The organism is Acinetobacter sp. SK-43 (assembly GCF_015351505.1).
Classification (GTDB): domain Bacteria; phylum Pseudomonadota; class Gammaproteobacteria; order Pseudomonadales; family Moraxellaceae; genus Acinetobacter; species Acinetobacter junii.
The window spans coordinates 147,217-173,232 of record NZ_JADKPY010000001.1 but is presented as its reverse complement, the minus strand read 5'-3'; the positions used below and the strand labels follow the sequence as shown (position 1 = coordinate 173,232).

General features: G+C 34.9%; 43 protein-coding genes. 42 read left to right on the top strand and 1 reads right to left on the bottom strand.

The annotated features are described in order from the left end of the window. The first annotated feature begins 14 nt into the window (after positions 1 to 14). The 37 genes from IRT38_RS01005 (at position 15) to IRT38_RS00825 (ending at position 22,799) form a co-directional block, all read left to right on the top strand. Entirely contained in the window at positions 15 to 1,187 is a 1,173-nt protein-coding gene (locus tag IRT38_RS01005) for a hypothetical protein (protein ID WP_194596556.1), read from the top strand. A 215-nt stretch (positions 1,188 to 1,402) separates the two neighbouring features. After that, complete coding sequence (locus IRT38_RS01000) at positions 1,403 to 1,897, top strand: hypothetical protein (RefSeq protein ID WP_194596555.1); 495 nt, start codon at positions 1,403 to 1,405, stop codon at positions 1,895 to 1,897. Further along, positions 1,894 to 2,121, top strand: coding sequence for a hypothetical protein (locus IRT38_RS00995; RefSeq protein WP_194596554.1), 228 nt, complete (start codon positions 1,894 to 1,896; stop codon positions 2,119 to 2,121). The genes IRT38_RS01000 and IRT38_RS00995 overlap by 4 nt, the downstream gene beginning before the upstream one ends. Then, positions 2,118 to 2,459 carry a hypothetical protein gene (locus tag IRT38_RS00990; protein ID WP_194596553.1) on the top strand — a complete coding sequence of 114 codons (342 nt, stop codon included), beginning with the start codon at positions 2,118 to 2,120 and terminating at the stop codon, positions 2,457 to 2,459. Before IRT38_RS00995 ends, IRT38_RS00990 begins: the two co-directional genes overlap by 4 nt. A gap of 288 nt (positions 2,460 to 2,747) precedes the next feature. Beyond that, positions 2,748 to 3,182, top strand: a complete 435-nt coding sequence (locus tag IRT38_RS00985; protein WP_194596552.1) for a hypothetical protein — start codon at positions 2,748 to 2,750, stop codon at positions 3,180 to 3,182. 163 nt (positions 3,183 to 3,345) lie between these two features. Further along, entirely contained in the window at positions 3,346 to 3,888 is a 543-nt protein-coding gene (locus IRT38_RS00980; protein ID WP_194596551.1) for a hypothetical protein, read from the top strand. Positions 3,889 to 3,907: 19 nt separating this feature from the next. Beyond that, the gene (locus IRT38_RS00975) at positions 3,908 to 4,417 is read left to right on the top strand and encodes a hypothetical protein (RefSeq protein ID WP_194596550.1); all 510 of its coding nucleotides are present in this window, start codon (positions 3,908 to 3,910) and stop codon (positions 4,415 to 4,417) included. 97 nt (positions 4,418 to 4,514) lie between these two features. Beyond that, positions 4,515 to 5,165, top strand: a complete 651-nt coding sequence (locus IRT38_RS00970; protein WP_194596549.1) for a hypothetical protein — start codon at positions 4,515 to 4,517, stop codon at positions 5,163 to 5,165. A 10-nt stretch (positions 5,166 to 5,175) separates the two neighbouring features. Then, a complete protein-coding gene (locus IRT38_RS00965) occupies positions 5,176 to 5,331 on the top strand; it encodes a hypothetical protein (RefSeq protein WP_194596548.1) in 156 nt (51 codons plus the stop codon). 386 nt (positions 5,332 to 5,717) lie between these two features. After that, the gene (locus IRT38_RS00960) at positions 5,718 to 6,320 is read left to right on the top strand and encodes a hypothetical protein (RefSeq protein WP_194596547.1); all 603 of its coding nucleotides are present in this window, start codon (positions 5,718 to 5,720) and stop codon (positions 6,318 to 6,320) included. Positions 6,321 to 6,353: 33 nt separating this feature from the next. Then, positions 6,354 to 7,295: a hypothetical protein gene (locus IRT38_RS00955; protein ID WP_194596546.1), complete on the top strand. Its 942-nt coding sequence runs from the start codon at positions 6,354 to 6,356 to the stop codon at positions 7,293 to 7,295. 28 nt (positions 7,296 to 7,323) lie between these two features. After that, positions 7,324 to 7,878, top strand: a complete 555-nt coding sequence (locus IRT38_RS00950) for a hypothetical protein (RefSeq protein ID WP_194596545.1) — start codon at positions 7,324 to 7,326, stop codon at positions 7,876 to 7,878. 17 nt (positions 7,879 to 7,895) lie between these two features. Beyond that, positions 7,896 to 8,153, top strand: coding sequence for a hypothetical protein (locus IRT38_RS00945; protein WP_194596544.1), 258 nt, complete (start codon positions 7,896 to 7,898; stop codon positions 8,151 to 8,153). 26 nt (positions 8,154 to 8,179) lie between these two features. Beyond that, a complete protein-coding gene (locus IRT38_RS00940; RefSeq protein ID WP_194596543.1) occupies positions 8,180 to 8,356 on the top strand; it encodes a hypothetical protein in 177 nt (58 codons plus the stop codon). Positions 8,357 to 8,583: 227 nt separating this feature from the next. Next, a complete protein-coding gene (locus tag IRT38_RS00935; protein ID WP_194596542.1) occupies positions 8,584 to 8,805 on the top strand; it encodes a hypothetical protein in 222 nt (73 codons plus the stop codon). Between the two features lie 24 nt (positions 8,806 to 8,829). After that, entirely contained in the window at positions 8,830 to 9,072 is a 243-nt protein-coding gene (locus IRT38_RS00930) for a hypothetical protein (protein WP_194596541.1), read from the top strand. Between the two features lie 52 nt (positions 9,073 to 9,124). Then, positions 9,125 to 9,451, top strand: a complete 327-nt coding sequence (locus tag IRT38_RS00925) for a hypothetical protein (protein WP_194596540.1) — start codon at positions 9,125 to 9,127, stop codon at positions 9,449 to 9,451. A 185-nt stretch (positions 9,452 to 9,636) separates the two neighbouring features. Beyond that, complete coding sequence (locus IRT38_RS00920; protein WP_194596539.1) at positions 9,637 to 10,410, top strand: single-stranded DNA-binding protein; 774 nt, start codon at positions 9,637 to 9,639, stop codon at positions 10,408 to 10,410. A gap of 410 nt (positions 10,411 to 10,820) precedes the next feature. Continuing rightward, positions 10,821 to 11,285 (top strand): hypothetical protein, encoded by a 465-nt coding sequence (locus IRT38_RS00915; RefSeq protein WP_194596538.1) that lies wholly within the window; start codon positions 10,821 to 10,823, stop codon positions 11,283 to 11,285. Positions 11,286 to 11,289: 4 nt separating this feature from the next. Beyond that, positions 11,290 to 11,616, top strand: a complete 327-nt coding sequence (locus tag IRT38_RS00910) for a hypothetical protein (protein ID WP_194596537.1) — start codon at positions 11,290 to 11,292, stop codon at positions 11,614 to 11,616. Next, the gene (locus IRT38_RS00905) at positions 11,591 to 11,902 is read left to right on the top strand and encodes a hypothetical protein (protein ID WP_194596536.1); all 312 of its coding nucleotides are present in this window, start codon (positions 11,591 to 11,593) and stop codon (positions 11,900 to 11,902) included. Before IRT38_RS00910 ends, IRT38_RS00905 begins: the two co-directional genes overlap by 26 nt. A gap of 241 nt (positions 11,903 to 12,143) precedes the next feature. Beyond that, a complete protein-coding gene (locus IRT38_RS00900) occupies positions 12,144 to 12,356 on the top strand; it encodes a hypothetical protein (RefSeq protein ID WP_194596535.1) in 213 nt (70 codons plus the stop codon). Beyond that, positions 12,350 to 12,760, top strand: a complete 411-nt coding sequence (locus tag IRT38_RS00895; protein ID WP_194596534.1) for a hypothetical protein — start codon at positions 12,350 to 12,352, stop codon at positions 12,758 to 12,760. The genes IRT38_RS00900 and IRT38_RS00895 overlap by 7 nt, the downstream gene beginning before the upstream one ends. Before the next feature lie 1,062 nt (positions 12,761 to 13,822). Then, a complete protein-coding gene (locus IRT38_RS00890) occupies positions 13,823 to 14,506 on the top strand; it encodes a hypothetical protein (protein ID WP_194596533.1) in 684 nt (227 codons plus the stop codon). Then, the gene (locus tag IRT38_RS00885; protein ID WP_194596532.1) at positions 14,503 to 14,844 is read left to right on the top strand and encodes a hypothetical protein; all 342 of its coding nucleotides are present in this window, start codon (positions 14,503 to 14,505) and stop codon (positions 14,842 to 14,844) included. Before IRT38_RS00890 ends, IRT38_RS00885 begins: the two co-directional genes overlap by 4 nt. 30 nt (positions 14,845 to 14,874) lie before the next feature. Next, entirely contained in the window at positions 14,875 to 15,144 is a 270-nt protein-coding gene (locus tag IRT38_RS00880; protein ID WP_194596531.1) for a hypothetical protein, read from the top strand. 286 nt (positions 15,145 to 15,430) lie between these two features. Further along, positions 15,431 to 16,036, top strand: coding sequence for a hypothetical protein (locus IRT38_RS00875; RefSeq protein WP_194596530.1), 606 nt, complete (start codon positions 15,431 to 15,433; stop codon positions 16,034 to 16,036). Between the two features lie 29 nt (positions 16,037 to 16,065). Continuing rightward, positions 16,066 to 16,284 carry a hypothetical protein gene (locus tag IRT38_RS00870; RefSeq protein WP_194596529.1) on the top strand — a complete coding sequence of 73 codons (219 nt, stop codon included), beginning with the start codon at positions 16,066 to 16,068 and terminating at the stop codon, positions 16,282 to 16,284. Positions 16,285 to 16,313: 29 nt separating this feature from the next. Continuing rightward, a complete protein-coding gene (locus IRT38_RS00865) occupies positions 16,314 to 17,018 on the top strand; it encodes a hypothetical protein (protein WP_194596528.1) in 705 nt (234 codons plus the stop codon). 8 nt (positions 17,019 to 17,026) lie between these two features. Further along, entirely contained in the window at positions 17,027 to 17,653 is a 627-nt protein-coding gene (locus IRT38_RS00860; protein WP_194596527.1) for a plasmid fertility inhibition factor family protein, read from the top strand. A 59-nt stretch (positions 17,654 to 17,712) separates the two neighbouring features. Next, positions 17,713 to 18,012 (top strand): hypothetical protein, encoded by a 300-nt coding sequence (locus IRT38_RS00855; RefSeq protein ID WP_194596526.1) that lies wholly within the window; start codon positions 17,713 to 17,715, stop codon positions 18,010 to 18,012. A 34-nt stretch (positions 18,013 to 18,046) separates the two neighbouring features. After that, on the top strand, positions 18,047 to 18,580 hold the full coding sequence (locus IRT38_RS00850) for a hypothetical protein (RefSeq protein ID WP_194596525.1): 534 nt from the start codon (positions 18,047 to 18,049) through the stop codon (positions 18,578 to 18,580). 376 nt (positions 18,581 to 18,956) lie between these two features. Further along, complete coding sequence (locus IRT38_RS00845) at positions 18,957 to 19,733, top strand: hypothetical protein (protein ID WP_194596524.1); 777 nt, start codon at positions 18,957 to 18,959, stop codon at positions 19,731 to 19,733. 12 nt (positions 19,734 to 19,745) lie between these two features. After that, positions 19,746 to 20,012, top strand: coding sequence for a hypothetical protein (locus IRT38_RS00840; protein ID WP_194596523.1), 267 nt, complete (start codon positions 19,746 to 19,748; stop codon positions 20,010 to 20,012). Positions 20,013 to 20,043: 31 nt separating this feature from the next. Next, positions 20,044 to 20,400 (top strand): DUF7007 domain-containing protein, encoded by a 357-nt coding sequence (locus tag IRT38_RS00835; RefSeq protein ID WP_194596522.1) that lies wholly within the window; start codon positions 20,044 to 20,046, stop codon positions 20,398 to 20,400. Between the two features lie 497 nt (positions 20,401 to 20,897). Next, complete coding sequence (locus tag IRT38_RS00830) at positions 20,898 to 21,809, top strand: hypothetical protein (RefSeq protein ID WP_194596521.1); 912 nt, start codon at positions 20,898 to 20,900, stop codon at positions 21,807 to 21,809. A 273-nt stretch (positions 21,810 to 22,082) separates the two neighbouring features. Continuing rightward, positions 22,083 to 22,799, top strand: coding sequence for a hypothetical protein (locus IRT38_RS00825; RefSeq protein ID WP_194596520.1), 717 nt, complete (start codon positions 22,083 to 22,085; stop codon positions 22,797 to 22,799). A 43-nt stretch (positions 22,800 to 22,842) separates the two neighbouring features. Here IRT38_RS00825 and IRT38_RS00820 read toward each other — a convergent pair whose 3' ends face one another. Then, complete coding sequence (locus IRT38_RS00820; protein ID WP_194596519.1) at positions 22,843 to 23,271, bottom strand: hypothetical protein; 429 nt, start codon at positions 23,269 to 23,271, stop codon at positions 22,843 to 22,845. 161 nt (positions 23,272 to 23,432) lie between these two features. Here IRT38_RS00820 and IRT38_RS00815 point away from each other — a divergent pair, with 161 nt between their 5' ends. From IRT38_RS00815 to IRT38_RS00795, 5 genes are all read left to right on the top strand, one after another. After that, positions 23,433 to 23,783, top strand: a complete 351-nt coding sequence (locus IRT38_RS00815) for a hypothetical protein (protein ID WP_194596518.1) — start codon at positions 23,433 to 23,435, stop codon at positions 23,781 to 23,783. 19 nt (positions 23,784 to 23,802) lie between these two features. Then, positions 23,803 to 24,549 (top strand): hypothetical protein, encoded by a 747-nt coding sequence (locus tag IRT38_RS00810; RefSeq protein WP_194596517.1) that lies wholly within the window; start codon positions 23,803 to 23,805, stop codon positions 24,547 to 24,549. 51 nt (positions 24,550 to 24,600) lie between these two features. After that, the gene (locus IRT38_RS00805) at positions 24,601 to 24,882 is read left to right on the top strand and encodes a hypothetical protein (RefSeq protein ID WP_194596516.1); all 282 of its coding nucleotides are present in this window, start codon (positions 24,601 to 24,603) and stop codon (positions 24,880 to 24,882) included. Positions 24,883 to 24,911: 29 nt separating this feature from the next. Then, the gene (locus IRT38_RS00800; protein WP_194596515.1) at positions 24,912 to 25,118 is read left to right on the top strand and encodes a hypothetical protein; all 207 of its coding nucleotides are present in this window, start codon (positions 24,912 to 24,914) and stop codon (positions 25,116 to 25,118) included. Positions 25,119 to 25,207: 89 nt separating this feature from the next. Further along, positions 25,208 to 25,654 (top strand): hypothetical protein, encoded by a 447-nt coding sequence (locus IRT38_RS00795; protein ID WP_194596514.1) that lies wholly within the window; start codon positions 25,208 to 25,210, stop codon positions 25,652 to 25,654. Positions 25,655 to 26,016 lie beyond the last annotated feature (362 nt).

The window sequence follows — 26,016 nt, the reverse complement described above, 5'->3', positions numbered from 1 at the left end:
TTGGACTGTTTGCAATGAAAAACAAAACCTTTGAGGAAAATATTTTAAAACACCTATTCGACCCGAGCATTAAAGATAAAATTGCAACTCATCTTCAACCAGTAAAAATTCATAACGATGATCATCACTTGATTGGTTTTGGTGAGATTTTGGAAATCGAGTCGATTAACATAGATGAAATATCTTTCGGTAATAAATTAATTGAAATATCAAATCAAATTGAACATGCAATAAACATAACTAAAGAAAATATATCATTCAGTCGGATTCATAAGCATATATCAACAGAATTTAAAAAAGCAGTTACAGAAATAAACTCATCCCACAATTTATCAGAAATATTAAATACTGGAAATTTTCTTAGTCGAGAGTTTGATTCTTTAACTTCATGGTCAGAAGAAATAAAAAATAATATTACAATTTTAAAATCCGCAAACTCAAAGTTAAAGACAGTTATTGACTCAAATTCAAATTCTGATGATCCTAGAGTTCAGACCCGAGTGAGTATGCTTCAACAGTTTTATACTTTTCAGCAATTAAGGATTAAAACTATTGAAAGTAATCTTGAAGTTAGTAAATCAACTTTGACGAATTGTTCAAATTTTATTGCATTCACATTACCCAATTTGAGCTATACATTGCAAACCACACTTTACAATACCGACCTAAAGAATACTTTATTAAATTACGAAGATTTAAGAAAAAAAGAAGAAACTTTGATGTGGAAGAAAAATATTTTAAATTCAAGCCTATCTACTTTAGTTCTAGGATTTTCTATATCAATTTTCCTTTACTCTTTATTTAGTTTGACTGGAAATTACAAAATGGTAACTGGTAGTTTCGGTTGGATTGGAACAATAGGTGCGCTTTTCAGTTTCTCGAATTTTCTAAGAACACGTCAATCTGAAATTGGAGACATATTTTTTTCATTTTTTATCGTGAGTATTTTTCTTGGAGGAGCTATTATATCCTTTTTAGATGCCACCTATTATGATCTTTTAATTGTTCAGAATTTATCAATCTCAATCAGTATGGGTTCAATATTATTCTTAGGAGCCATTTTTTTAATTTTCTATATATTTAATAAAAATATAAAACCTTACCAAGAGCTATTTACTAAATGCGAACCTCTTGTTGAAAAACTATCCCTAATGGAAAAACAGTATGAAAAAAATAGAGGCAAATAACCTCTTATTTCCTGCCCGCTTACGCTTATAACGTCTGCTAACGCATTCGTTATAAGTTATCGGAGTTCAGGTGATGCTGAGACTAAACCCAACAATGCCAATGCTTAATCTTCAAAAGTTATAATCCAAAATTAAAAGCAAATATTTACAATATAGTATTATATATATGCGGTATATATTGTATAATAATAAAATCAACTTTGGAGAATACTCTCATGCCTTTGCGTAGTGAACTTACTATAATTTCAAGTAACCTATCCACCGAACTCAATTTTGGTACTGCATTTCATGATTGCTTAACTGCTTTTCAAACGAGCGGCGCATATTCGGACTTAAGCCTGAACAGTGAAAAATTCCTATCCACTAGCATTAAGATTGAGTTTTGCAAAGTTGTTGAAGGTACTCTTTTTGGTTATTACCCCGTTTTTGTCCCAACGTATGTAAAAGACAATGATTATGCACAGCGCACACCATTCTTTCATTTTTCGAACTTGGCTGATGAAAATCCCTACAATGCCGGCACAGCCCTAACGATCATGTTAGACAAGGATGAACATGCTCAAATCTTTTTGTTTACTATTGCAATATGCTTGATACAGAAAGGCTATCGTGTGTTCTTCACACCTGATAATACTAATAGCAATGGACGCATTGAATTAACAAAAGAATCAGTAGCTAAGCATGTAAACCATGAAGGACCAAAACAATGATGAAATGCAATCCGATCACTGGCTTTACAACCTTTTCATGCATTATGTGTGAAGATAGCGATTCAACATGTACAGACTGCACCAAGGAACTCAGCGTATTCAATACCGGTTTCAAAGCAGGTAAAAACAATGAACCTTCAAAGAGCGAGGCTTATGAAGGACAATACCGGACAATTTACCAAGAAGGCTTTAAACAAGGCTCAGAAAAGGGTTTTGTATCATGACAACCATTGCTAGTTTTTTAAAAAATTGCCTTGGCTATTATGTTGATTCTATCGATGGGACATCCATCGAATATTTGACCGAAGAAGATAAGACAAATTTCATGGATAAAAAGGATTGCATCCTTATGTCGCAGCCCGACTGTGATGTCGTTTTCCATTTTTCTACCGCAGCAGATAATTGCAACTTTAGCTTCAATCCGAATATGCCAATAACCTTTTCGAATCACACCGGATATATTCTAGCGTACGATATATATGGTATTGAACGACAACTTAAATTCGTAATGAATTTGCGCTTAACAGCTCAAGTGTTTGAAAAAATTTGCGCCAGTACATAGGTTTTAACTTCCGCAGTCATGATTATTGCAATCGCAATGATTATGGCTGCCGCCCTCGCTTGCGCTTTGGTACCGTGTTGCTGACGCAACCGGTTTAGCCTTCAAAGAAGGCATCTAATAAAATTTTTATATAATTACATACATGATACTTAATTGATTGCTAAAAGCCTAAAAGCCCACGACACATATTAACGCCTATAAACATATATATATTAATCACTTATTCAGTTTTTGTTATAATAATTGCTCAACTTTGGTGAACTATTTTAACTCCTTGGAGGTTTCTCTATGCCAACTCTTAAGTTTACTGAAACATACTTAAGTTCAAGCATTCTCATTATCCCAACCGAGAAATTGCATGAACTTGAAAATATTTTTTCAGACTACTGGAATTTGCCAGACTTTAATGACCAGACAATGGCTATCGATCAACCAGACGAAAATGGTAATAGGAGATTTCCTACTCTAAGTTTTGTGAGTATTGAGCAAATACACGATGGCACTCTTTATCCTCATGATGAATCTAATGATCCTCTTGATCTCTCCGAGTCATTAGCAAGCATTGTTGAGCATGGGACAGAGTTTAAATTGCAATATGTACAACTAGACGGCGCAGGGCTTCAATACACTTCATACTATTGCAACGCTGAGGGAGTTATAACGCAATTTAGTGATGACTCCCTTATGTTCGATGAAAAGTATCTCCCTAATAAAAGAGCTTAAGACACCAAATTAATCTTTCGTAAATTTATGTATTTGAAGTTGTTATACGGGGCAACTTCAAATACTAATATTGTGTTTTTGCGGTATACTTTAGAATAAATGAAGCCGAATAATTTACATTGCGGTTTTAGCACCTTGAAACACATATAGATAGGGTTAAAGTATGCTTTTCCAGACGATTCAAATTGATGTAAAAAAAGTTCGGTTTGATGCAGACATCAATTGCACCATTTACGCTCTGGCAAGAAATCAACAAGCACCTTTTGCGAATGTTGAGATCCAAGTGAATGAGAAAATCAATCCCGATGTAGAACTAATCGCCCCCATATCTCAAGAACTTTTGGGCTTGAATATCCTACCCTTTGATCTCCATGCTGATAGAGCATACGCGAACTTTAGTAAAGAATTGCTAAAAGGCTTTCTTTGTGGACACAATCGTAAAGTAGAGGAGTTCACAGTATATGTTTCACAACAAGGCAAAGATTTTGGGCATAGCGGCACTGAAAGCCTAAAAGAGCGGAATTTCCGAAAGGGTGATCAAGTCATCATGTTTGGCAGCCATGAGGCTACTTTACCCGAATATTCAGACAGAATTTGGACATGCCTAAATGATAGCTTTAAAGATAAAGCAGGCATGGAATGCGTTCATCTGGATGGTTTTTCAGGCGCATATTTCTGCAAGTATTTAACTCTGGTTAAACATTAAATTTTTGAGTGAAATGAATATGAGTTACGGTAAAGGTCCAGATAACAACCATATAAGATTTAACTTCCTACAAAGACTTTATGTCCTCCCCTTTATTGCGATCGTACTTATTATTCTCTTTATATTTATTTATAAGGGGAAAAAATTTAATGAAAGTATGACGGATATGGATATTGCCCAATACACAATGTCATTGGGTTCCAAGAATGACTGTTATTTCGATAATGTAACTGTTTTAAAAGAAGCGGATGGCACAACCAAAGGAATTGTTGTCAAGGACAGTGATTATAGCGTTGAGGCTTCACCTTTTATTGATCCTAATACAAATTCAATCATAGGCTACAAAGTGAGCAGACCACAAATAATGTACTGTACGATTGGACGATTTAATTACAAATCACCTATCGTTACTTTGGACCGTATTCTCTCGGAACAGGCACCCACCACAGTTGAACAAAAAACTTCTAAGTTTAATAAAGAATGGAGCTATAAGAGGATAGATAAACTTGGAAATTATTTAAGAAAATAAGACTAAAAAGCTGCCAATAAAAGCAGCTTTTTTAATAAATAATATTCTATTTCTGCGGTATAAAATGTATAATGTAAGCTCAACTTTGGAGCCTACTATGAATACTATACCAATAGTAATCCCATTCAATTATCAGAATGAATTACGTTACGCGAACTCCCTAAAAAAGCAGGATTTAAATTCAGCTAAAAAAATCTATAGACACGCATTTGCCAAAAACAACTCTTTTAAAGAAATTTCAGAAATACTTAATAGCATCAATATCTCAAAACTCAGCGTTTCATTAACACATGTTGTTCTCACCCATTCTGAAGGAAAGAAACTTGTAGAAACGTTTCTGCACGGGTTTATTGGCTTAATGAATACACCTATTCATGTCGATGAAAGAAATCAGTCTATGGTTGATTTTATAGCCATGCTGAATTCAAATTGGGGCAAAGCGGATCATTTGAAACTTGAAACTCAAAACTTCCAAAATAAAGGTCCTATTGAAGCAGCAGAAATAAAAAAATTAGAACATTTATTAAAACTGTTTAATGAATTCAGCTCATTAGAAGATGCAAGCTCTCTCTTTGCGACTTATTTATTTAAAGCCCATCCAACCATTCAACAGCAAATTGTCCGTGCATTTAGAAATTCCATGCTCGAGGTTGTTTCCACGGATAAAAAAGGAATTGATTGTGAGCTATTTGCTTTAGCAAACAAAGTTGCCATTTGTGGTCAAAATATTTCTTTCCCATATATTTAAGGTGCTAAAAATGTCCAATGATCCTATTGTGAAATTGACAAATGTAGACCCATTTTATTTAGCGGCTCTGGATCGCTTCACAAGCAAGCGCAAAGAACTTTTAGACAACACTCCTAAAAATCTCGAAGAAGCCAATCTTAATCAAGCTCAGATTAAATCTGACTAAATATAAAATCTCAATAAGTGGCTGTGTTTACTTTTCTGATCCAGCCACCCATTCTTGTTTCTAATCTGCCACCTTCTATCAAGCTTCAATAAGTAAGTGCATTCACATCACAGATAATGCACTTAGTTTGCTTTTGCCCTTAATTACAGCCTCGCCCCCCGCGCTAACGCTTCGGTACCGTGTTGCTGACGCAACCGGTTTAGCCTTCAAAAAGAAGGCATCTCGCATAATGATTGCATTATCAACGACCGCCATTTTTCTACAGTTAACTTTAAAAGCTAATATCGAATAAAACTTTAAGCCAAATTTACAAAAAATATTAAAAGTATTGTCATTTTGCGGTATATATAGAGTATAATGTATTTATCAACTTTGGAGTGTTCAACATGTCAGCATCAATGGTCCTACCCTTTCATCTCGCCGTGGTAATTCAATACTCTCTGATTCATAGAGACGTTCAAAATGGTGGAGAAGAAAAATCCTTAGCCTCTTATTTTTTTAAAGCTATGGAATTAAAAATCAAGGCTCAATACTTACCGCACCACACCAAGATTATTGATGATACGAACATTTCAACATTCGATAAATCGCTATATATAGATTTAGAATTGAATGATTTTTTCGATGTGGACCTATATCAAAAGAACAATTTTGGGTTCTTGGCACGCTTGCTCTGTACATCCAATTTTCAGGCTTTAGAAGATAGATACGGTCTTGAATATGTCAAAGAAATGAATCTGGAGTTGATCACTCAAATTGTGATTGATAAACGGAAACAAGCCTATAAGACAGCAAAAGAGCTTTCATTCCTACAATTTATTAAGCTAGTCGATTGCATCATTTATCAATGTTCAGAGATGCACAACTACTCTAATTCCTTGTGTAAATTATTACTTGATTCATTGATTTACAATATAATTCGAATTCAACCTGAATATTCAAAAATGCTTTGGGACCTGAATGAACAAGATGAAGCCTTAACAATTTAATGGATGCTATTTGAATAATTTTGGAGCTTAAAAATGTTGAACTTTTTTCAAAGAATTATAGATGCAGAAAATTTGGCTAAACACGGTGTATTCAATCCGGATGAGGTGATCATTGTTCAAGAATCACCTCAAGTAAGTCCTGAAAGCCTAATAATTAACACGAACGGCGAAGATTATGAATTGACTTCGGAAAAGTTTGCGGCTGCTATCAAAAAACTCCGCAATCATTACATTTTTCCAGAAATCTATGAATTACCATTCATTGAATATGTTGATCCAAAAATCAAATTTCGATCTATTTCACCAGTAGACGTTGATCTTGTTAGTGGTCCAAAGGAGCAGCAAATTAACTTCCTGCCGAGTGAAGAAAATTATTATGATTCAGAAACGGGTCATCTTTTCTTCTTCAACAATAAAATAAAGTGCGATGAGCAACTACAAAATCATTTCGCAAGTGGAAAAAAAATAGCCATTAAAATTGACTCCGACCAAAATTTAGTTTGGTTAACAACCCATGAATATGACGCTTTGTCGAAATGGGAGGAATGTCTTTCAAGATTTGAGCGTAAAATTTCATTAATTGATGAAATCATGAAAAAGGCTGATCAAATAGAAACTGAAAATATTCGTGAATCTGGCATTTTTAAGCACTTGCCATTTGATGTTGTAGGCGCAGTCAAGATCAATCTATCTGGACTTTCAGCAAGAAGTGATGGAACGGGTTTTAAGCGCAACACAGTGAAACACCTTCTTATACTTGAAAATCCTATGCACGAGTACAGCAATGCCGATTCTATATACCGTGGTAGTGTGTTGTGTAGTTCTCAAAAAGGACGGCACATGGGGCTAGGATCGTCTTACGATTTTAATTATGCAGCTCAATCAATTGAAGAATCTGGCATTACATGCAAATCCTGTATAAGCAAATTAAAAACCCTACTCAAAAAACACATGCCACAGGATGCATCACTTTAAGTGGTGTATCTCAAAAAGGTATATTTTGATGAATAAACACTTATCCAACGCCGTTGAGTTCCTCCAAGCACAAGGGTTAGAAATTAACATCGGGTTAAAATCTGAGAATACGTTTTTGCCTAACATTGAGATCGTAAATGGAGCAATCCATTACGATCCCGACTGTACTTTGGTTTCTGACCTTCTTCATGAATCTGGTCATGTAATGCTTTGTCCAAAACCATTTAGGAAGCATTTGCATAATAATCTTTATAAAGGGTTTCGATATATTTTCGAAACGGTATCAATTCCACTTGATAGCCAATTACATTGGTATTTGATGGCAATGGATGACCATGGTGTGACAGCTTGGGCATGGGCTGTTGGTAAACATTTAGGCATACCAGACCATGAGATCATAAAAGATGATCAATATGGTGGCGAAGGAGCCAGTATTCGTACTTGCTTACAACTTAATTCATACATTGGCATTAATGGTTTAAGCCATGCTAAATATTGTGATATGCCTAATACCTCACGTTATAAAGAAAATGCTATAGTTTTTCCAAATATGAAAAAATGGTCTCCGAGTTATGTTGAATAAAAATTTAGGAGTTGAAAATGCCTTCAAATGAAGATGACGTTACCGATCAATCCCCATGGATTCCCCTGTTGTCAAAAGAACCCGCAAAGGACGAAATTTTTTGGGCATGGGATAATCAGCTAGAACGTATTATTAAGGGTATGAAATGGTTTTACGGCGATATACAAGACTGGGGATCAGAAACAGACCCTTGGAGCGGTGATTTTGCATTCTGGATGCGTCCAGAAGTTGAAATAGATGCTATTGCATCACCATACTCATATAGTTGCCAGTAAATCAAAATTACACAGAGGATTAAATGATGACTCAAAAAGATAAGCATTCAAACAATCAAATTCATATCATTGATGTCGGTCTAGCTTCCAAAAGTTTGGTTGAACTAATCAAAGAAAATGCACCGGCTGAGCAGAAAGATCAAGTTATATACATGGACCTGAATGACAAACGTCTTTCCAAAAATCCGTTTGAAAAAGATTAAATTTAAGAACATTCAAATAAGTAGCCTTTCTCAACTGCCTTGTGTCTATCACAAGGCTTTTTTAAATCGAATTCTCGATAATTATGGGAACCGATAAAGCGTTCGAGGTTTTGAACTGTAAATCGATTATTCGATAGGATTATCATAATAAATTAATTATTTTATAAATCAAGTATTGTGTTTTTGCGGTATATAAATATAATATAAGCAAGACATAGGAGCATATCATGACCCCGTTAGTAAATATTCCAGAAGGCTTTAAAGTTGTACCAAATGAGTTATCAGATGAACAAGCTGAAATCATTGCGAATAGGGAAATAGATCACAGTTTGAAGGTAATCAATCGTTCTCGCTCTGAATACTCAATAGGTCAGCTTAACGATTGGGTACGATCTCGCAAGATTGAAGCAAAGAAGCGTTATGCAGCAGCTCTTGAGCTGTTAAACTAAATATATTCAAGAAGGTGTACTTACATGAATAAAGGTTTAATTTTATTAGTTGTTATTATTATTGTTGGGGCAGGTTTGGCAACTACAGTAACGCTTCAAGGAAAAGAAAGTCGAGCAAATGCTATTAAAACATTGAAAGCTCAGAATTGTAAAATGACTGAATTTATTGCCGCTCCCTCGATTATTGATAACGATCAATATAAATATGTGTGTGACAATAAAACATATACTTTGAATACTGATTTTTCAGAAGAATTAAAAAAATAGGCTATAAACTTCCTAACAGTTTTTCCCACTCATTTAGCTAGAGAATTAAGCAATGCCAGAAAAGCTCATTACATCTAAAATTTTAGCTGAGATCACCGATAACCCTGCATTTGAGTTGATCTTCACGGAATGTGTAGCAGACCCATCATTCATGGAAACATTTAATCGGCTTACAGGATCAAATATTAACTTTCAAGCAAAGCCCAAGGATGCGATCAGTTTTTTGATTGATCAAGCCACGGGTTTTGACGGAATTATCGTTAAACCAGAAGAAATGGAAAAATTGGTTTATCTTATTTTTCGTACTGCTTACCTTCCCTTACAGGACCAATTTGAAACCGAAATCAAAGAATCAATCAATGTACAAAAAAGGGATTAATGTCAGATAGGGTTGAAATCTGTACAAATGGGTAATCCCTGTAAAAGCCTCTCCAAGATCGGAAGTAAATTACATTTAATAACATTTAATAGTATTGTATTTTTGCGGTATATTTAGTATATTAACTATACAGCAGGATGAACTTGCTTTACACAACTTGGGCTTTGCAGATAGAGGAAATTGCCATGCAAACAATCAATATTTCAAACGTACTCGGTCATATCGGTAGTGATCCACAACATACTCAGCTACCTAATGGCACTTTAAAAACTGTTGTTTCTATCGCTACCAATATCGGTAGCGGTGATCGTCAAAAGGTTCAGTGGCACACCGCTTTATTCTGGGGGAAAACTGCGGAAGTCGCAGCAAAACTAAAGAAAGGCGATGCTTTATTTGTTTCTGGATATGTTGATTATCGTAAATGGAATGATAAAGAAACTGGTCAGCCCCGAGAAAAAACTGAAATTCATGTTCAGCATTTCAGTAAAGTTGAAAATCCAATGCAAACTATCAACCAAATCAATATTCTAGGAAATATTGGTGCTGATGCATTGTTTAAACAATTTGGCGATAATGCAAAGACTACGATTTCAGTTGCGACCAATATCGGTAGCGGTGATCGTCAAAAAGCTCAATGGCATACAGTGATTTTCTGGGGTAAAGCTGCGGAAGTAACTGCAAAACTCAAGAAAGGCGATGCTCTATTCGTTAATGGCTATATTGAGACTCGCAAGTGGACTGATGCCAATAGTGGTCAAAATCGTGAAAAGACAGAAATTCACGCACAACAATTCAGTATCATTTCTGGACAAGTTGGACAGATTTCTAACCAAAATAATGAGACATCTCAGCAACAAGTAGGGTATGGCAATATCCAAGAACATAATTATTCACATCATGGATATGATCAAAACCCTAATGATTTTGATCAAGATAGTTCGATGCCATTACCTTACTAATTTGGCTTAAGCCGACCATCCAGAATAAGAAGCCTCTAGCAGTTTGCTAGAGGCTTCTTTTATTTACCAAGAGATTATTGGGTTTTACCTCAATATGCACCATAAATCGGCTCCCCGATTGATAGAAAGATGACTTACATCCTGATGGTATAAATCTTTAAATCGGTTGCCCGATGAAACATGCTTACTAAGAATTAGCCGCCCCGCGCTGACGCTTAACGCCGTATGCTCTCGCAACCGGCTTTGTAATAAAAAATATAGCTGAAATTATATTAGCTGAATATAGGAAATATTTAATACTAATAACATATTGCAATAATTTAAAAGCAATAACAAACATATTAGTATTATTTTTTTGCGGTATATAATGTATAATTTAACCAAGTAAAAATGATGCGTTAGAGGTCTATATGGTTTCCGAAGTTTTAAAAAATAAGGTTATTGGACTCATAAGTGAGACCACTAAAGAGATGGGAATCAAGTTATATGCAACAGCCAAGATACATAATTATTTAGTGTTAAAGGTTAATATTCAATCCTGTAGTATTGACCTAAAAACAAATCTCATCGAAACAGTAAAATCAACATTAGACAAGGGCGGTCTAATAGGCACAGATAAAGAATATTTAGAAGAAGTATTAAAATGCACCATTTTGCATAAAGATGTACCAAGTCATGTGCATTGTAATGTACATCATTTAAAAAAACTTTTTTCTGGTGAGGCGTTGGAGCTTTTAGAAAAGATTCATGCAAATGTGCGCTGTGATTATTATTCTGATAGTGATATAGGACGAGACTATATAGATGTAGGTTATTATTACGATCTAACAATAGGTAATAATAAAACTGGTTTCCGAGTCATACAAAAGGTTTAAAAAAATGAATACCACATACTATAGTGTTTTTCTGAACCTTTCAGATGGTGAATCTAGCCTTTCTCTCCCCTATGCAATAGCTACCAATTGTATTGATCAACCCAACCCAAAAGAATTAGAAGAATGCATAATGAGAAATATCGCTTCGGAGCAGGGTTTTACTTTTAATGATGATTATTATGAAACTATTGGCTTTTGTAGTGTAAAAATCAACAGGATCGAAGAAATAGACCTGAATAGTTTTAATATTATTAAAAATGTTTTCCCTAATTTTGTATCTCATTTTGAACTTGAAGGTGATGAAGATGACACAACCAGAATTAAAAGTTAAAACAAAAATATGGTTTGCACCGACTGATTTATCCAGAGGCGAACAGATGGAACTTGTTATAGATAAAATTGGAAAAAAATTTATCTATGCTAATGGTTTCAAATTTGAAAGGTTCAGTAATGGCTATGCTATTGGCTTTAAGATGGAGTCACCGGAAGGCTTTATTTACCCATCAAAAGATGTTTATGAGGATAAAATTGCTTGGGATATGCTGATTTCCGGACATACTTATGTCAGTATACCCGTGCGTAGTGCAATCTTAAGACTGTTAAGGGAACAGGAGTAATATTTTGGATTTTTTACAATCACTTCTGAACATAGTCTTAGACTATTTTTTATTCGGTATAATTTTGGGTTTCATCATTTTTGTATGTAGAACATTGTTAGTTTTGTTTTGCAGGAAGTATAAAGGTGAGAATACCTTTGTCGCGTACATAACTCATTTATTTCTAAGTTTTTATATTTTTCAGGTCGATAAATTAGGATTACAAGCATTAGTTTATTCCCCTAAAATTGATGGAAAAAAGGTGACAGTTCAAGATGCTATTAATGACCTTACTTTTAAATATGTTGACCCATTAATAATCGAGCAGGATCATCCTTTGAGCAATTTTATTTTTAACAAGCATTCTCATATTCTTTTTTATAAGATTGATGATTTATCTGTGAAAGGTTTTTTTCATGATTTAAACAGCAGAAAAGTATATACAGCTAAAATTAAGGAATTAGAAGAATGTTAGCTATATTAGTAAAATTAATTGGATTTCTTTCTGGACTTTTTGGTATATATGTTGGTTATTTAATTTCATATCGAATATACGATTACTTAAGAGTGACAGTTCGACAGCCCCAAGATAGAATAAACAAACGTTTAGACTCTGTTCTTGGTGTCAATGATATGCTCTTAGAGAGATATAATTTAGGTGTAGCTCATTTACATGAAAGTATTCCTTTATTTGAAAAAAAATATTCAGTAAATGATTCAAATAAAATATGTGATTTTTTCTATAAAGTTGATGAATTGGGCATACAGTTTATTTACTTAAAACCCAAAGAGGATGGTAAGATTTTTTACGATGCTATCTGCATTGGTGAAAAAAAAGTAGTTAAAAGTCATGTCTTTTTAGAAGAATATAACCCTTAAAAAGTTAATAAAAAACTCCACTAATGTGGAGTTTTTTATTATTATAATTTTCTTGTGATTGCGCCGGTGCTTACGCACCTAACTCCTGAATATTTAGTAACTGATTAGCCTCTCCCCCTACTACTCCCTATTTGCTTACAGTTACACTCGTTTATAAATTTACCAAGCTTAAAATTTAAATCGGCTTTCCGATATTTGAGGCATGAACTCTTATATCAAGTCTTTGATAAGCTTCAAATCGATTACTCGATACCACATCAAAAAAAAAGATACAGATTCCGCTTGGGTACTTTAAATCGGCTTCCCGATAATGAGTGAATTGTACAAAAATTGACGACTAAGAACTATAAATCGAATACACGATAAGCACACTACATTATGTCCCCACAAATCTGGACGACCCTCTTTAAATCGCTTACACGATAAGGAACGTTTTTTAAATGCTGCCGCCTCTGCATTGACACTTCAAATCGTCTACACGATATGAACCCGCGAATTGTTAGCTTCTCTTGATTGCAAACACTACAAATCGTCTACACGATAAAGAATACCGTTGACCAGACATGGTACGGGAAGTGGTACCTACAAATCGACTACACGATATGGAACAGCTAGCTCCAACTTTTCCCCCGTATTACTAACCTACAAATCGACTACACGATATGGAACGGTCGTCTCTAGTTTTTGCTAGTACCAGTATACCTACAAATCGACTACACGATATGGAACTGTAGAAAATCAAACCTTTATAATTATAAATCAAATTCTTATACTATTTTCATTTACAATACAATTTTTCACTATTGCGAACCATCCTCTAATTTTACTTGATTTTTTAATGGACATTTCTGCGCACGCTTGCGCTTTAAGCCGGCTGCTAACGCATTCGGCTTATGTGTTCGCTGAGGTGGTGGTGCAAAAAAATAGCGTTTCAATCCCCGACTGTTCTCAATAACGTGGCAATTAAAATCTAAAAGCATAATTACATTTAAAAACAATAAAAGTATTATGTTTATGCGGTATATGTTTTATAATATAAAAATCAACTTTGGAACTCATTCTATGTTAGAAAATTACCTTGTTTCCGATATGTTAGAACAGCTAAATTTCAACTCTCTCACTACAAGTACGCTAAAAATTGTACTGGCTACCTTAGAGAATCAAAACATTGTCATCTCCGAACATGAAGTGGACACTTCTCACGGCGAACTAACGCTTAACTTATCCCCACCTAGCCTTTCAGCCGGCTGCGTAATTTCAGTCTCAAACAATTCAGTCTTTATTAATCCTGATTTAAATATTGGTGATGATCGCGCCGATTTCACCCTATTTTTGAATGATGACAGAACGGCACAGGAATGGTCTTTAATTGTCGTTGCGTTTGCAATGGATGCGCTCAGGCACAATAAAAATGAGTTTCTTTTTGAAGTACTTGATGAAGATTCAAACTTAATAGACGACACTTTTAGAGCTAAAAGTCTTTGTCATGCCCTTTTTAAAATCCAAAATCTTCACACTCTACGCAATGTTAACTACGATTCGATCCAAAAAGTCACGATCAACATCGATAATGAAGATGGGGAAAGTAGAGAACTTACCTTTAATATTAAAGATAATTTTTTTGCTTTATGTGATCGCAACCTTAATAATGACGACATTATTTTGGCTTTAACCTACCTACAAACAAAGCTGCCTGAATCAACCTATAGCATTCGCCAAAACTTAAAACTAGGAGTAGAATTTTGAAACTAAACAAATTAATCGATATGCCTAAAAAGGGAATTATTGACGAATCTGCGGATTTATCAAATCCAAATCGTAATTCGATGGCACGAACCATTTCATTAATAGTTGGTGTAGTAATAACAATTGGGTTTCTAATCACTTGTATTTCCGTTTTCTTTACTCATGACACTCAATCTGTTTTGTTTGCTTTGATTGCAATCATCATTCAAAGATGTATCCAAGGTAGCATTGAATTCAGCCATGGAATGAAAGCAACTGCTTTGAATACTTTTCTTTGGGCAATTGGAGTAACAATGTTCTGTTTAGTTATGTTTCCTATGCCTGTTCCAGTACATTAATTTTTTTAGTTTTTACGCAGAGGATATTGTATGAGACAAAGCCAATTTTTGAGGAAACTCCAACGTCTCATACAGTTTTCAGAAAAAAGCTTCATCATTTCTTCTGAACTAAATGAGAAGTTAGGTGACTTAGGATTTGATGGGGTCTACATCACATGGGATGTAGTTGATGGGATATTGATAGCCTTTGAAGGGGAACAATGGGTACTTACAGATGAAGCTTTTGAGGCAATATTTAATAGTAAAACTAGAGATGAATTAATCACTAAATTAAATGCACAAAGAGGTCGTACCCTATAGATCAGCCTTTTCAAAGGTCCGCACGCTAACGCTTATCGCCGTATGCTCTCGCATACGGCGTTTTTGTATTCAATGTAAAGACGCAACATATTTTTACCAGTAAGATTTACTTACGGCATTAAAAAATGAAGCAGCAGCTTAAAAGAAAAAATTAAATTTTATTACACTAAAAGTATTATATTAAAGCGGTATATGATATAATTCAAAAATCAACTTTGGTGAGATCGAAACCATGCCCGTGCATTATAAAACCATTTTGAAAATACATTCAAAAAATGGAAAATCTATGCTTGATGCCGTTGCTTCTCCGGAGCAACCTTTTGACTTTTCTAAAATCACCCCCCTGCCTTTAGGTCATGAACATATACACGATCTTCAAAATGATGAAGCTATTTATTATTTTTTAACCAATCGTTTAACTCAAAAATTAGCGACTTTTGAATACAAAATGTATTTCGTAGGTTGCCGCATTCCTGATCTACGCACACCAAGTTTGGAGAATTTAATCTCCATGACACAAAACTATATCTCGAAATTTGATGAAAATGGATTATTCAACCGAAATCAACATGCAGGTTTTTATCCATTTCCACATAATAGGCTAGATGATTTATACGCTACTGGTAAATCTCTTGTATATATGATCGATAAATACAACATAAACGACCTTTCATACTGGAAATTACAACATTGGGGTTCATATACCAATGCTCTCCGGTGCGATCGAATAGATGACGCAATCATTTCTTTTGAATGTTTAAACAAGGGCAACTTAAAAGTCGTAAATAAATTCATCCAGACAAACCGACTGGATTGCTCATTACAATTCATTGATCGAATTTCCAATACCATTGCTGATCATAAATTTAGTAATGGATTAATTTTAACCTAATAATTTATCTATTTTTTTGGAGCTTTAAAATGATTCAATGGGTACCAATTTGGTTTTTGGTTGTGACGATGAATAGTGCTAGTAATTCAGCTACTACATACGAGATCACTTTCTCAACAAAGCAAAAATGCGAGAGTGAATTACAAAAACTAACTGCTCAAATAAAAGCTAAAGATACAGTAATTTCTAAATCTCGAACTGAAATAAAATGCGTACAAGGTGAAGCACCTGTATATGTACCAAAATAATTTTGATTACAAGCAAATAGGATAGAACAATGGTTGATATGAAGAATCAGGTAAAAGCCTTAATCGATTTAGTTTTTAAAGAGATTAAAAAAGACCAAGCAACAGATTTACAAGGTCTCCTTGATAAATTGATCTTGATGAGCAATTGTGATGGTGTCATAACAGCCTATAAAGTTGTAGGACTATTAAGTATTGAAGAAGCAAAGTTATTGGAGTCTGAACTTGACGAATTAAAACGTCAAGATGCAGAACGTATTGCCAAAATTTATGGTGGTGAGAACTTTCAATCTATATTAAGCATCATACCCACCTATTTGAATCAGAACACCGCTACCGACACGAATTTGCACCAAACAAGCAATGCAGCTTCGCTTTATGATCAGCCTAGCACATTAGGAGGATTTATTCGTGGTACCTCTGGTGCGAATGCAAATCAAATTAAAAAATTGCTTGATAACGTCAACAATGAAATGGACTATTTAGAACAAATTGTTATTCAGATGGTTTCACCGGTACAGAACTTAAGTACCGAGTTAATGGATCAGGTAAAAAATATTATTCGGTCAGTCATTGTTCAGAATGAGAAACAGACAACCATTAGTGATATTGCCAACTCGTTAAAGGCTCACGAAGAAGAAGCTGTTCGTTCCTTAGGTAAACAGTTAGCCAAATACACGGCGGAAGGTCCATACGGAAAATTCTTTGGTAGTCACAACCCTGATCTCGGGAACTAGGAATTTTTATGAGTAATCAATTAAATCCATCTTTAAAAAGTCATTATGCATATTTAAAAAAGCTTGAATGTTTTGCACTTGAGCAGCAGATTAAGAACCCTTCTACCCCAACCACTTCACATCTGGCTTCAATAACAGGGAATGAAATCGTATGGCAAATTGAATTGCCAATTCAAAAGCCCTGTTTCATGCGAAGTATTATTGGTGGTCTTGAGGACGAATATTTTGTGGTCCATGTTGACGCGAAACGATTCTATTACTATTGGTTATTATCTTCCGTAAATCCAAGCGATCGGAGCAGACCTAATCATTGTGTATTACTTAAAGATATGCCACAGGATTACAAATTCAATGATGCCATTAAAGGCTTTGCAGACTGCGTGGGCAATCCTGTCCCGTTAGCCCTTGCTTTTGCGGACCATGCGTTTGGCAACCCTTATATTGGCTTTACCAACGGCGTTACAAGAACAATGTGGTTGTTGGTACAAGGCGTGAAATCCTTTCCGATCGAAGTACATGGAGAAAATTCAGCAAAACAACTATATGAACTTGCAGGCATTGGTGAATCTCCTATGAGTTATCGTCAATTGAAAATCAAACATAATGTTCAAACACCAAGTTACTTAAGCTCTTGAGCGGTTTGCTCTGGTGTCTAAGCATTGATGACTTATAAATAACAACCATGGAGATTGATATGGAGTGGGATGCAAAAACTAAAATGTGCAATCTTGGGCAGGATGAAGGCAAAATTGATGAATTTAAGGATCATGTTGAACGTTATGTTGACACCTTTGATGTTCAGGCATGGGATATGTTTTTACACCTAGTCAGCATCTCCGAAAAAAATATTAATAAGCACGGTGCATTTTTAAAAAGACTTCTCCCCCGATTGGAAGCTTTTGATCAACATGAGAGTAATTCTTTATCCATGGTTGCTCATATACGTCTTGGGGTCCTGATTGACCGTATCAAACAGCTACCATTGGTTTCTTAATTTCCAGTAATTTATATCAATAGGATAAAATTTTATGAGCATAGAAACATCAAAAAGACGCTACCTTGCGGTAACAATTCTTTGCGCTCTTATTGGCGGCGCAATTGGAAACTTGATTATGAGTCAAGTGTTTTCATTTCGAAATGCTGATGGTGTTCCGTGTGAGAATTCCTTAATGAGCTTTAAAGTCACATGTCCTCCTTTGGAATCCGAAAAAGTGCTTTTACCAACTGATAATTTAGATGATTCAAATGTAACTTTGACATTAGAGAAAGATAAAGCTGCTGTTCCAGAAAGCCCACTTTCAGGTTTACCAATGTTTTTTTCTGGAATTCGTCCTGATTATGTATTAAATCCAGAGGAAGTCCAACAACTACTAAACAATAATGCGTATCAGAAATATAAAGAGGACCCAAGGTTAAAGCCGATTTTGGAAGAAGCCAAAAAAGATTCTGTCTTGTCGATCGGTGAATACCAAAAAATTGAAGCTCAATTAGAGAAGATGTATTTTGAAGATAAACGTCTTAGTGATAAGGAAAATGCCAAGCAATTTGTAGATCAGTTATGAGTTAATGCCGTATAAAATCTTGGAGCTTAAACGAAATCGTACGTTAAGCTCCAGAAGCCACTATAAAATCGAAATAGGATTATTTATTATGACAGAACTAAATGATAGCAACGAATTAAAGCAATTGAGTTTAACTTTTTACATTGCAATTATCCTTTCTATATTGAGTGCAATATTTTGTATTATTTACATATATCAAAAATATTTTAGTTAATGTTTTAGAATGTATAGCAATTTCATTAATTGATAGACAATTCTGATAAATCAACCAATTAGTATTGGTTGAAATAAATTTAAAACACAAAAAAATATTATAATAGTATTATCAATTTGCGGTATATATTGTATAATTTCCCTTCAACTTGGGAGAATTGTCATGTCTACTGCTACTAATCAAACCTCGGTAAAGAAAGAAAAGCATATTTTCTATGTTTCTGTTGGTGCCAAAGAAATTTACTATACCCTCCGGAAGATGGTCATTATGCCTTCTGGACATACAAGTGATGATTATGTCTGCACTCTTTCAGCAAATAAAGAAGAAGCAGTTACCAAAGCAAAAGAGCATTTCGCTTCACTTACAGATCACTTAAAAAATCATGGGGTAAGTTTCGTTCTATCAGTAGAAGCTGAATATACTACTTCCCAAAAATTCAAATCTCGGAAAGTGTTAAGTGATGATCGCATTAGTCAGATCGAAAACGGCATCACTCCTATTGGCTCTTATAGCGGATTCAAAATCTCTGAACTGCCAGATCATTACCTTTTATGGTTGGCGGATCAGTATACCGGTCAAGCAAATACGGCGAATGATCGTGTATTTCAAACATTAGCTTCTGTTGCTTTAAATCTTGTACTTGAGCTGAACCTTTTTAACAAAGAAGCAGTAAAAAAAGAGACAACATGCCCTTTAGGTCATGTTGGTGAAAGAATTAAATTTTCTGCACTAATTCAAGAATATGATGTGAGTATTTCTTTCTATGGAAACATTCTCAGTTATACTTTACTGGTCGATGGCAAAATCGTTAAATACCGTGGCTCAAAATTCCTTGGAGCAGTTGGTGACACAATTTGCCTAAAAGCAACCATTGATGAACATCTGAATGTTGAAGATGGTTTGGATATTACTTTTATTAAACGCCCTTCACTTATTTAATAAGGTTTATACATGAAGAAGTACTTAACATATTTGAAAAATAATTCGCCGTTTCAGAATCTTTTTCTAGTCATCGCAACGCTTGCGTGTATTGGAGCAGCTCTTGAATCTAACCTCCAAGCTGTTATTGCATGGTTTTGCGGCTTTGTTATTTTCCTCATGTTTTGCGGCGAGCGTGATCAAAATAAATGGTTACGCGAGCGGTTAAATGAAGCAAGAATGGAACAATATCCTGAAATAAAGAATGAACTCGAACAAATTAACTCAATTAAAAAGTAAAGGTCCAGAACTGTAAAAACAGGAGTTATAAATGCGTGCGATCAATTGGGGACCAACTCATAGCATAACAGAGCTATTTACAGGCTGCTCAGTACTTGATTGTTCCAATCATGGAGGGGTCATTGTGAATCGTGAAACATTACACACTCACACATATTTTGAAAAACTAAAATTGCTTGATCTCTCTAAATTTGAATTAGAATCCGGTGATTACGCATTTGAGCAGGATTGCGATTCAAGTATTGTTCTGGCGTTGTTCCCGAGAGATATTTTGAAATCACATTACGATTACTGCTCCACTGAAAGTGGGTATAAGGAGTTTCTAAATAGTTGCTTAGACATTATCAAAAACTTCAATCCAGAAATTTATTCAGCGATCTTTGAATAAGTCGCTCTATATTTAAATTGACTGCCGACACATGAGAAGATTGGACGATGACAATTACGCACTACTTAACAATACAAACATGTAAACGTGTATTCTTTGATCCCAATTATGGTGTAATGCGGTCTAGCGAACCCCTAATTATTCCTTCATATCTACTCATTGAACCACTTTGTCTTATCGGCATATCAGTTGATAATCTTCCACTTAAATATACCAAATATTGTTATAAGAACGATTCGAGTGTCTCAATTTCTGATTTTTTAAAATCTTTCTGGGAGCGGGAATATAAAATCCATGGGTTTAATTTTGAAAAAATAAAAGGGATACCTGATCTTCTAGTAATAGATCACCGGTGTAGAGAACTAATTCAACCTTGTTTTTATCAATGGCTTGAGACGAATGGAATTAGTTATTCATTCTCAGATAGTAAAAATAGGAAGGCTATCTCCAAATTTTTACAACATCAGGACTATCCGCATACTGGCTTCTATAAAAAAATGACTAGGGACAATTCCTACATTACCTCTCAAGAGCAATATGCATTATCTATTGATGTCCTTAATTCGCAGGAGAATTTTTTCGACTGCATTTTCCCTATAAAAAAACATTTGCCTACGATTAACCTTTACCAAAACTATCGACACAGAATTATTGAAAGTACATTCGCAGCAGATGTAAATCTTAGTTGTATTATTCCATTAGAAAGCAAAGCTGATCGCGCATTAGAGGATGCTTATTGGGTTAAAGCTGATCTTAAAAGTGGTAGCTTTGGCTATCTTCACAACCGTCAGGAACGAGATGAAGCCGATTCAGCTAGATATGAGAAGAAAGCATTCTTAGCTGCGATTAAAGCCCTACCAGAAACACAATGGGATGCCATTTTTACTGACGACCAGATCAGTCTACTAAATGATATTAAGAAGCAAAGATTTAAAGATACGATCAATGTAGATGATGATGAATTCTATGATCTTTGTTCCCGACTAGGGTTACTTGACTTTACCGGACCTGTCACACTTTCATTCAACGCCTCGAAACTTACTCGAGCAGAAATCATTGAACTCTGGGACCACTATTCATGTGGGGGTGATGTTCAGTTTTCGTGTGAGCTGATATTACCACCGTGGTACTTCACTCGAGATGAAAGAAAATTTAGATGTTTCTACACAGCAAGGGAAGATAACGGAATATTTTTTATTTGCGATCCGGATTCTGCTGCTGCCAAAGCTTTTGATAAAGGTGATTGCTTAAACCACATGCAGACCAATACTTTTCAGGTTAGACAGATACACGAAAAGATAAATATAGACTGTTTTGATGAAATGATACTGAACAACAGGCAGTTTCTCATCTTCTTAGATGAACAGTTAAAGCTGTTCTCAAGAACCATCTTAGACTACAACTACTGATTTTCCCCACCTACGCTATCGCTTTAAAACGGTTGCTAACGCAGCCGTTTTTGTTTTCAGTGGTAAGCATTTGAAAAAAATATTGATACTTTTCCTCCGACTGTTTTTCATTTCACATGTAAATATTAATAAATTCTCATTATAAGTACTTTACTGATACTCAGCAAAAGCTATGAAATAATGGATCAGTCAATCACTAAATTTATAATCTAATATTTCATTAATATTTTATTAATATTAATATCAGACTCTATTATCTCTAAGGCTTTTTGTATGTCATTTACACACCGCGAGCTTTGTGAAATTGGAGCAAATTGGCTCCGGAGCAGCAATTACCATAATTGCAAATCCATCTTAATTGATGGAGGATCATTTGAAGAAAGACCAGATGTTCTTGGGTTCCGTTATCGTAGTCAACCATTTGGATCAGTTTTATTAGAAGCAAAAATTACGAGACAAGACTTTCTAAATGATAAAACGAAACCTCACCGGCAAGATGGTAAAGGTATGGGGAAATGGCGTTACTATATTTGCCCAAAAGGATTGATATTACCAGATGAAGTTCCACCATTATGGGGACTACTTTATGTCAGTGACGCAGGTCGAGTTAAAGTCATTAAAGGAGTCTTTGAATCTAAGGCAACCGCTTACGAAATCAATCAGAGTTATGAAAAATACAAGTTCCCTACTTATGATTTAGAGCTTGAATCAAGGCTTTTAGCTGTAAATTTACAAGGCATGTTATACAACGAAGAAGAAGGATTGGATTTAAAAGAATTAAAAAAACAAAGGGACAAATTTAGAAATAAAGATATAGAGTCAGCCAAAGAAATCTCTAATCTTAAAAGAATGCTGGTGATAGCTCAGCAAAATGAAAATTTTTATCGACAAGAACTGGAAAAGCAACAAATTATGCTTGGTGTAAAAGATGGTGAAATTCAAACTCTAAAACATGATATGGGTGTAGTCACAGGAAATATCGAAATATAAGAGGCAGACCGCTAGTTCAAATCTACCTCTCAACGTAGACCGGTTATTTAAAAGCAGTACTTAGCATATTGCTTTCATAATAATTGCCAAGTTTCAGCATTTGCATCGCCGCTTCTTTAGTGATTTCTGTGATTCGCTGAATGCTTCGGTATTTATAAGCACCAACATCTATACAGCCAACAAATTTTGAATCTATGTAGTCGATTTCATCTTCCTTGACAGTATGCTCTTTTATTGCCTCCATAAGCTCTGTATACGATTCACACGGCGTTGTAATCAAATAGTTTAACTCCACCCACACCTTAGCATGTGATTCAGTCTGCGCAGCCAAAAGAAATACTCTTTCAAAGTCCTCTGTATCTCCGTGACTGACTATTGAGGTAAGACCATCCACCATATAAAATCTGTGATCGGATCGAATTTCACTTATAGTTTCATTATTTTTTGCAAAATCAAAGGCTGAATTAACCATTTCATATCTCCAAAGTTGAGATAAAAATATAACCCCAAACTAAATAAAATAATATTTAATAAGTGTATGTTTTTGATTGTTTTATTATAATTAATTTAATTACAGTATTGTATTTATGCGGTATATATAATATAATTCCAACTATCAAGGAGATGTACATTATGAGTCTTGCTGAAATAAAACTAACTTCAATACAAAAACGTCACTACTTTGCCTGTTACTCCGCTAAAGGAGAAGAACATTTTTATCAAAAACAAATTGCAGATGTCCTTGCATTTTCTTGTCCAATTACCCGCGACAATTGGATAGAAATCACGAATAAGAATGCGGCAAATCTTGGTAAAAGTAATGTAGCATTCAAAGTTCCCGCTCCATTTATTCGCAAATCAATTCTACACCTTGAAAAAGGTGATGAATTTAAGTTTGAGCCTATACAACCAGATAGTATTTTTTACCTTGCTGATCTGGCAGACAAAACCTATTTTTTAACTGAAATTATTAGAAACCCTTAATCATTTGGAGCAAACCGAAATGACAACGATCACCAAATTTGATGTCAATGTTAGTACTTCTACCGTGAATGCACTGCTCCAAAAAGAGCGTGAATTAAAGATTGATTACAAGACAATGGTTGCATGTATGACACCTGATTATTCGGATGTTGTTACTATCCCTCAGCCTACAACTTTCGTTGCCGTACAAGAACTTTTGCCGGCAATGGAGGATAATGATGATTGGTTCGTCAGTCCAACTTGTGTCTTATTGGTTCAGGACTCAACAGGCGAGTTATCGATTGAACAAGGTTTCTTAGCAAAATGGAAAGATGATGATCATTTATTCTGGTATGAAGATGATGTCATTACAAATGTAATTGGTTGGATGCCTTACCCTGACGAAGCTACCAGAGAATCTAAACTTAGTCTTATTAAAAAATTGAAGGAAAGTCGTGTTTCCCAAACAGGAACTTATTGGACTCCCGATCTTTTGGCAGTAAAAGATAATACTCAAACAGAAAATTTTTTGCACATTGGTCAAGGTCTACCTCCTCTATACAAGGAAACAGATTTAACAATTGAAAGTGATGTAGTCATTGTTGAATATGAATACAACACCGTTAATGGAATCTTCACCGGTCTGGCGACCTCCAAACTTGTATTTGACAAAGAAACGCAGCAGCTCGAATGGAATGATACTTTCTCATTTCGTCATGCAAACTCATGCAGAGTATCTCGATGGAAAAAACTGCCACTTGATGTCTTTGCTCAATTTCAGGCTTAGTTCTTAATTTTCCCTATGCTATGCCGAATAGCCAAAATAAAAGGTAATCCTATGTCAAATTCAAAATATGTTTGCCCTGAATGTGGTTCAAGTATTGTCGCTTGGGCTGATCTGGATGCTCAAATTATTTTCAAGGTAAATGAGAGTGGCAACTTAATAAATCAAAGAATCGAGAATTTATTTCAATCAGATGGACGTTGTGGTGTTCAGTGTTCAAAGTGTGACTGGAAGATAGATGATATTTCAGAGGGAGATGATCCATTTTTTGCATTGGCAAACGAAGCTCTGAAACAACAGGAAGTAATTAAGTCATTATCAGCAAAACGCGACTAATTGACTTATCACTTAAGGAGAAAAAAGATATGAGCTTAGATTCAGAGCCATCAATTATCATTAATGGCATACAACTTAGTGAAGCTCAAGCAATGAGCATCCGTGTAGCCATTTCGCACTTTAAGGATGATTTAGAAGAAAAAGGACTCGGTGATGATAAGCTTGGCAAAGCGTTGACATCAGGTTATCTGGAGCGTCTAAGTGAAATCAACGCGATAATTTTTGTTAAGAAATAGATTTGATTCAATAATTTTATAACGGAAATACGGATTAATAAGTTGAATTTAACCTACACATAACAGGTTAATTTTTTTGGAGACTTAAAATGACTACCAACTCACCAATCCCACTCATTGATAAATTAGTAAAAGAAAAAAAATTTGTTCTACTAACTTGGGATGCTCGCTATTCCAGTGGGGCATGGGCTTGTTGTCTGCCTTATCTTAATCAATGTGAAGTTGTTTATGAAGCTTCTGAAGATGGTGATACGCTGATGATCCCTAAAATGGAATATTTACTTAATACTAATTGGCTTCCCCTTATGGATGGCTCATGCGCAATGGATGCCGTGGAAAAGTTAGAGGCTCGTTTAGCTACATTGCCAACTGATTTTCTTGCTGACGATGATTGGGTTTATGCAACTGGTGAAGCCATAAATTATTTAAGTAGAATTGCAAAAAAGTATGAAGATGATGATGGTGGAATAGATGGAAGACTAAAACCTCTACCTATTGACTACAGAGAGATTAAGTTTCCTCAAGGCTTGTCGTGAGAGAACGGTATAGCCAACACTTGTAGAGCCTATAAATATGAAGAAACGATATTTAGTAATACCAAATGCAAAAACCAACCAAGAAGTAAGAACAAAAAATCTGTTCTTTGCTTGGGTTCTTTATAGAATCAAGTTTAAAAAGCAAGCTGTCGTCTGGGATACTGCGGGATGGATTGATCAATCTGAATACAGACCATGGTTACAATGCGGGTATCCTGAAAACTACCCTAGAACTCGATGATACCAAAGGCTTAATTAAGTTGGATACAAATGAGTATATTAAGTTCTATTACCCCTGACATGATTAGAAATCTCACCCTATTCTTTGGGGTTGTTTATATTATTTATGATGGAATTCGTCT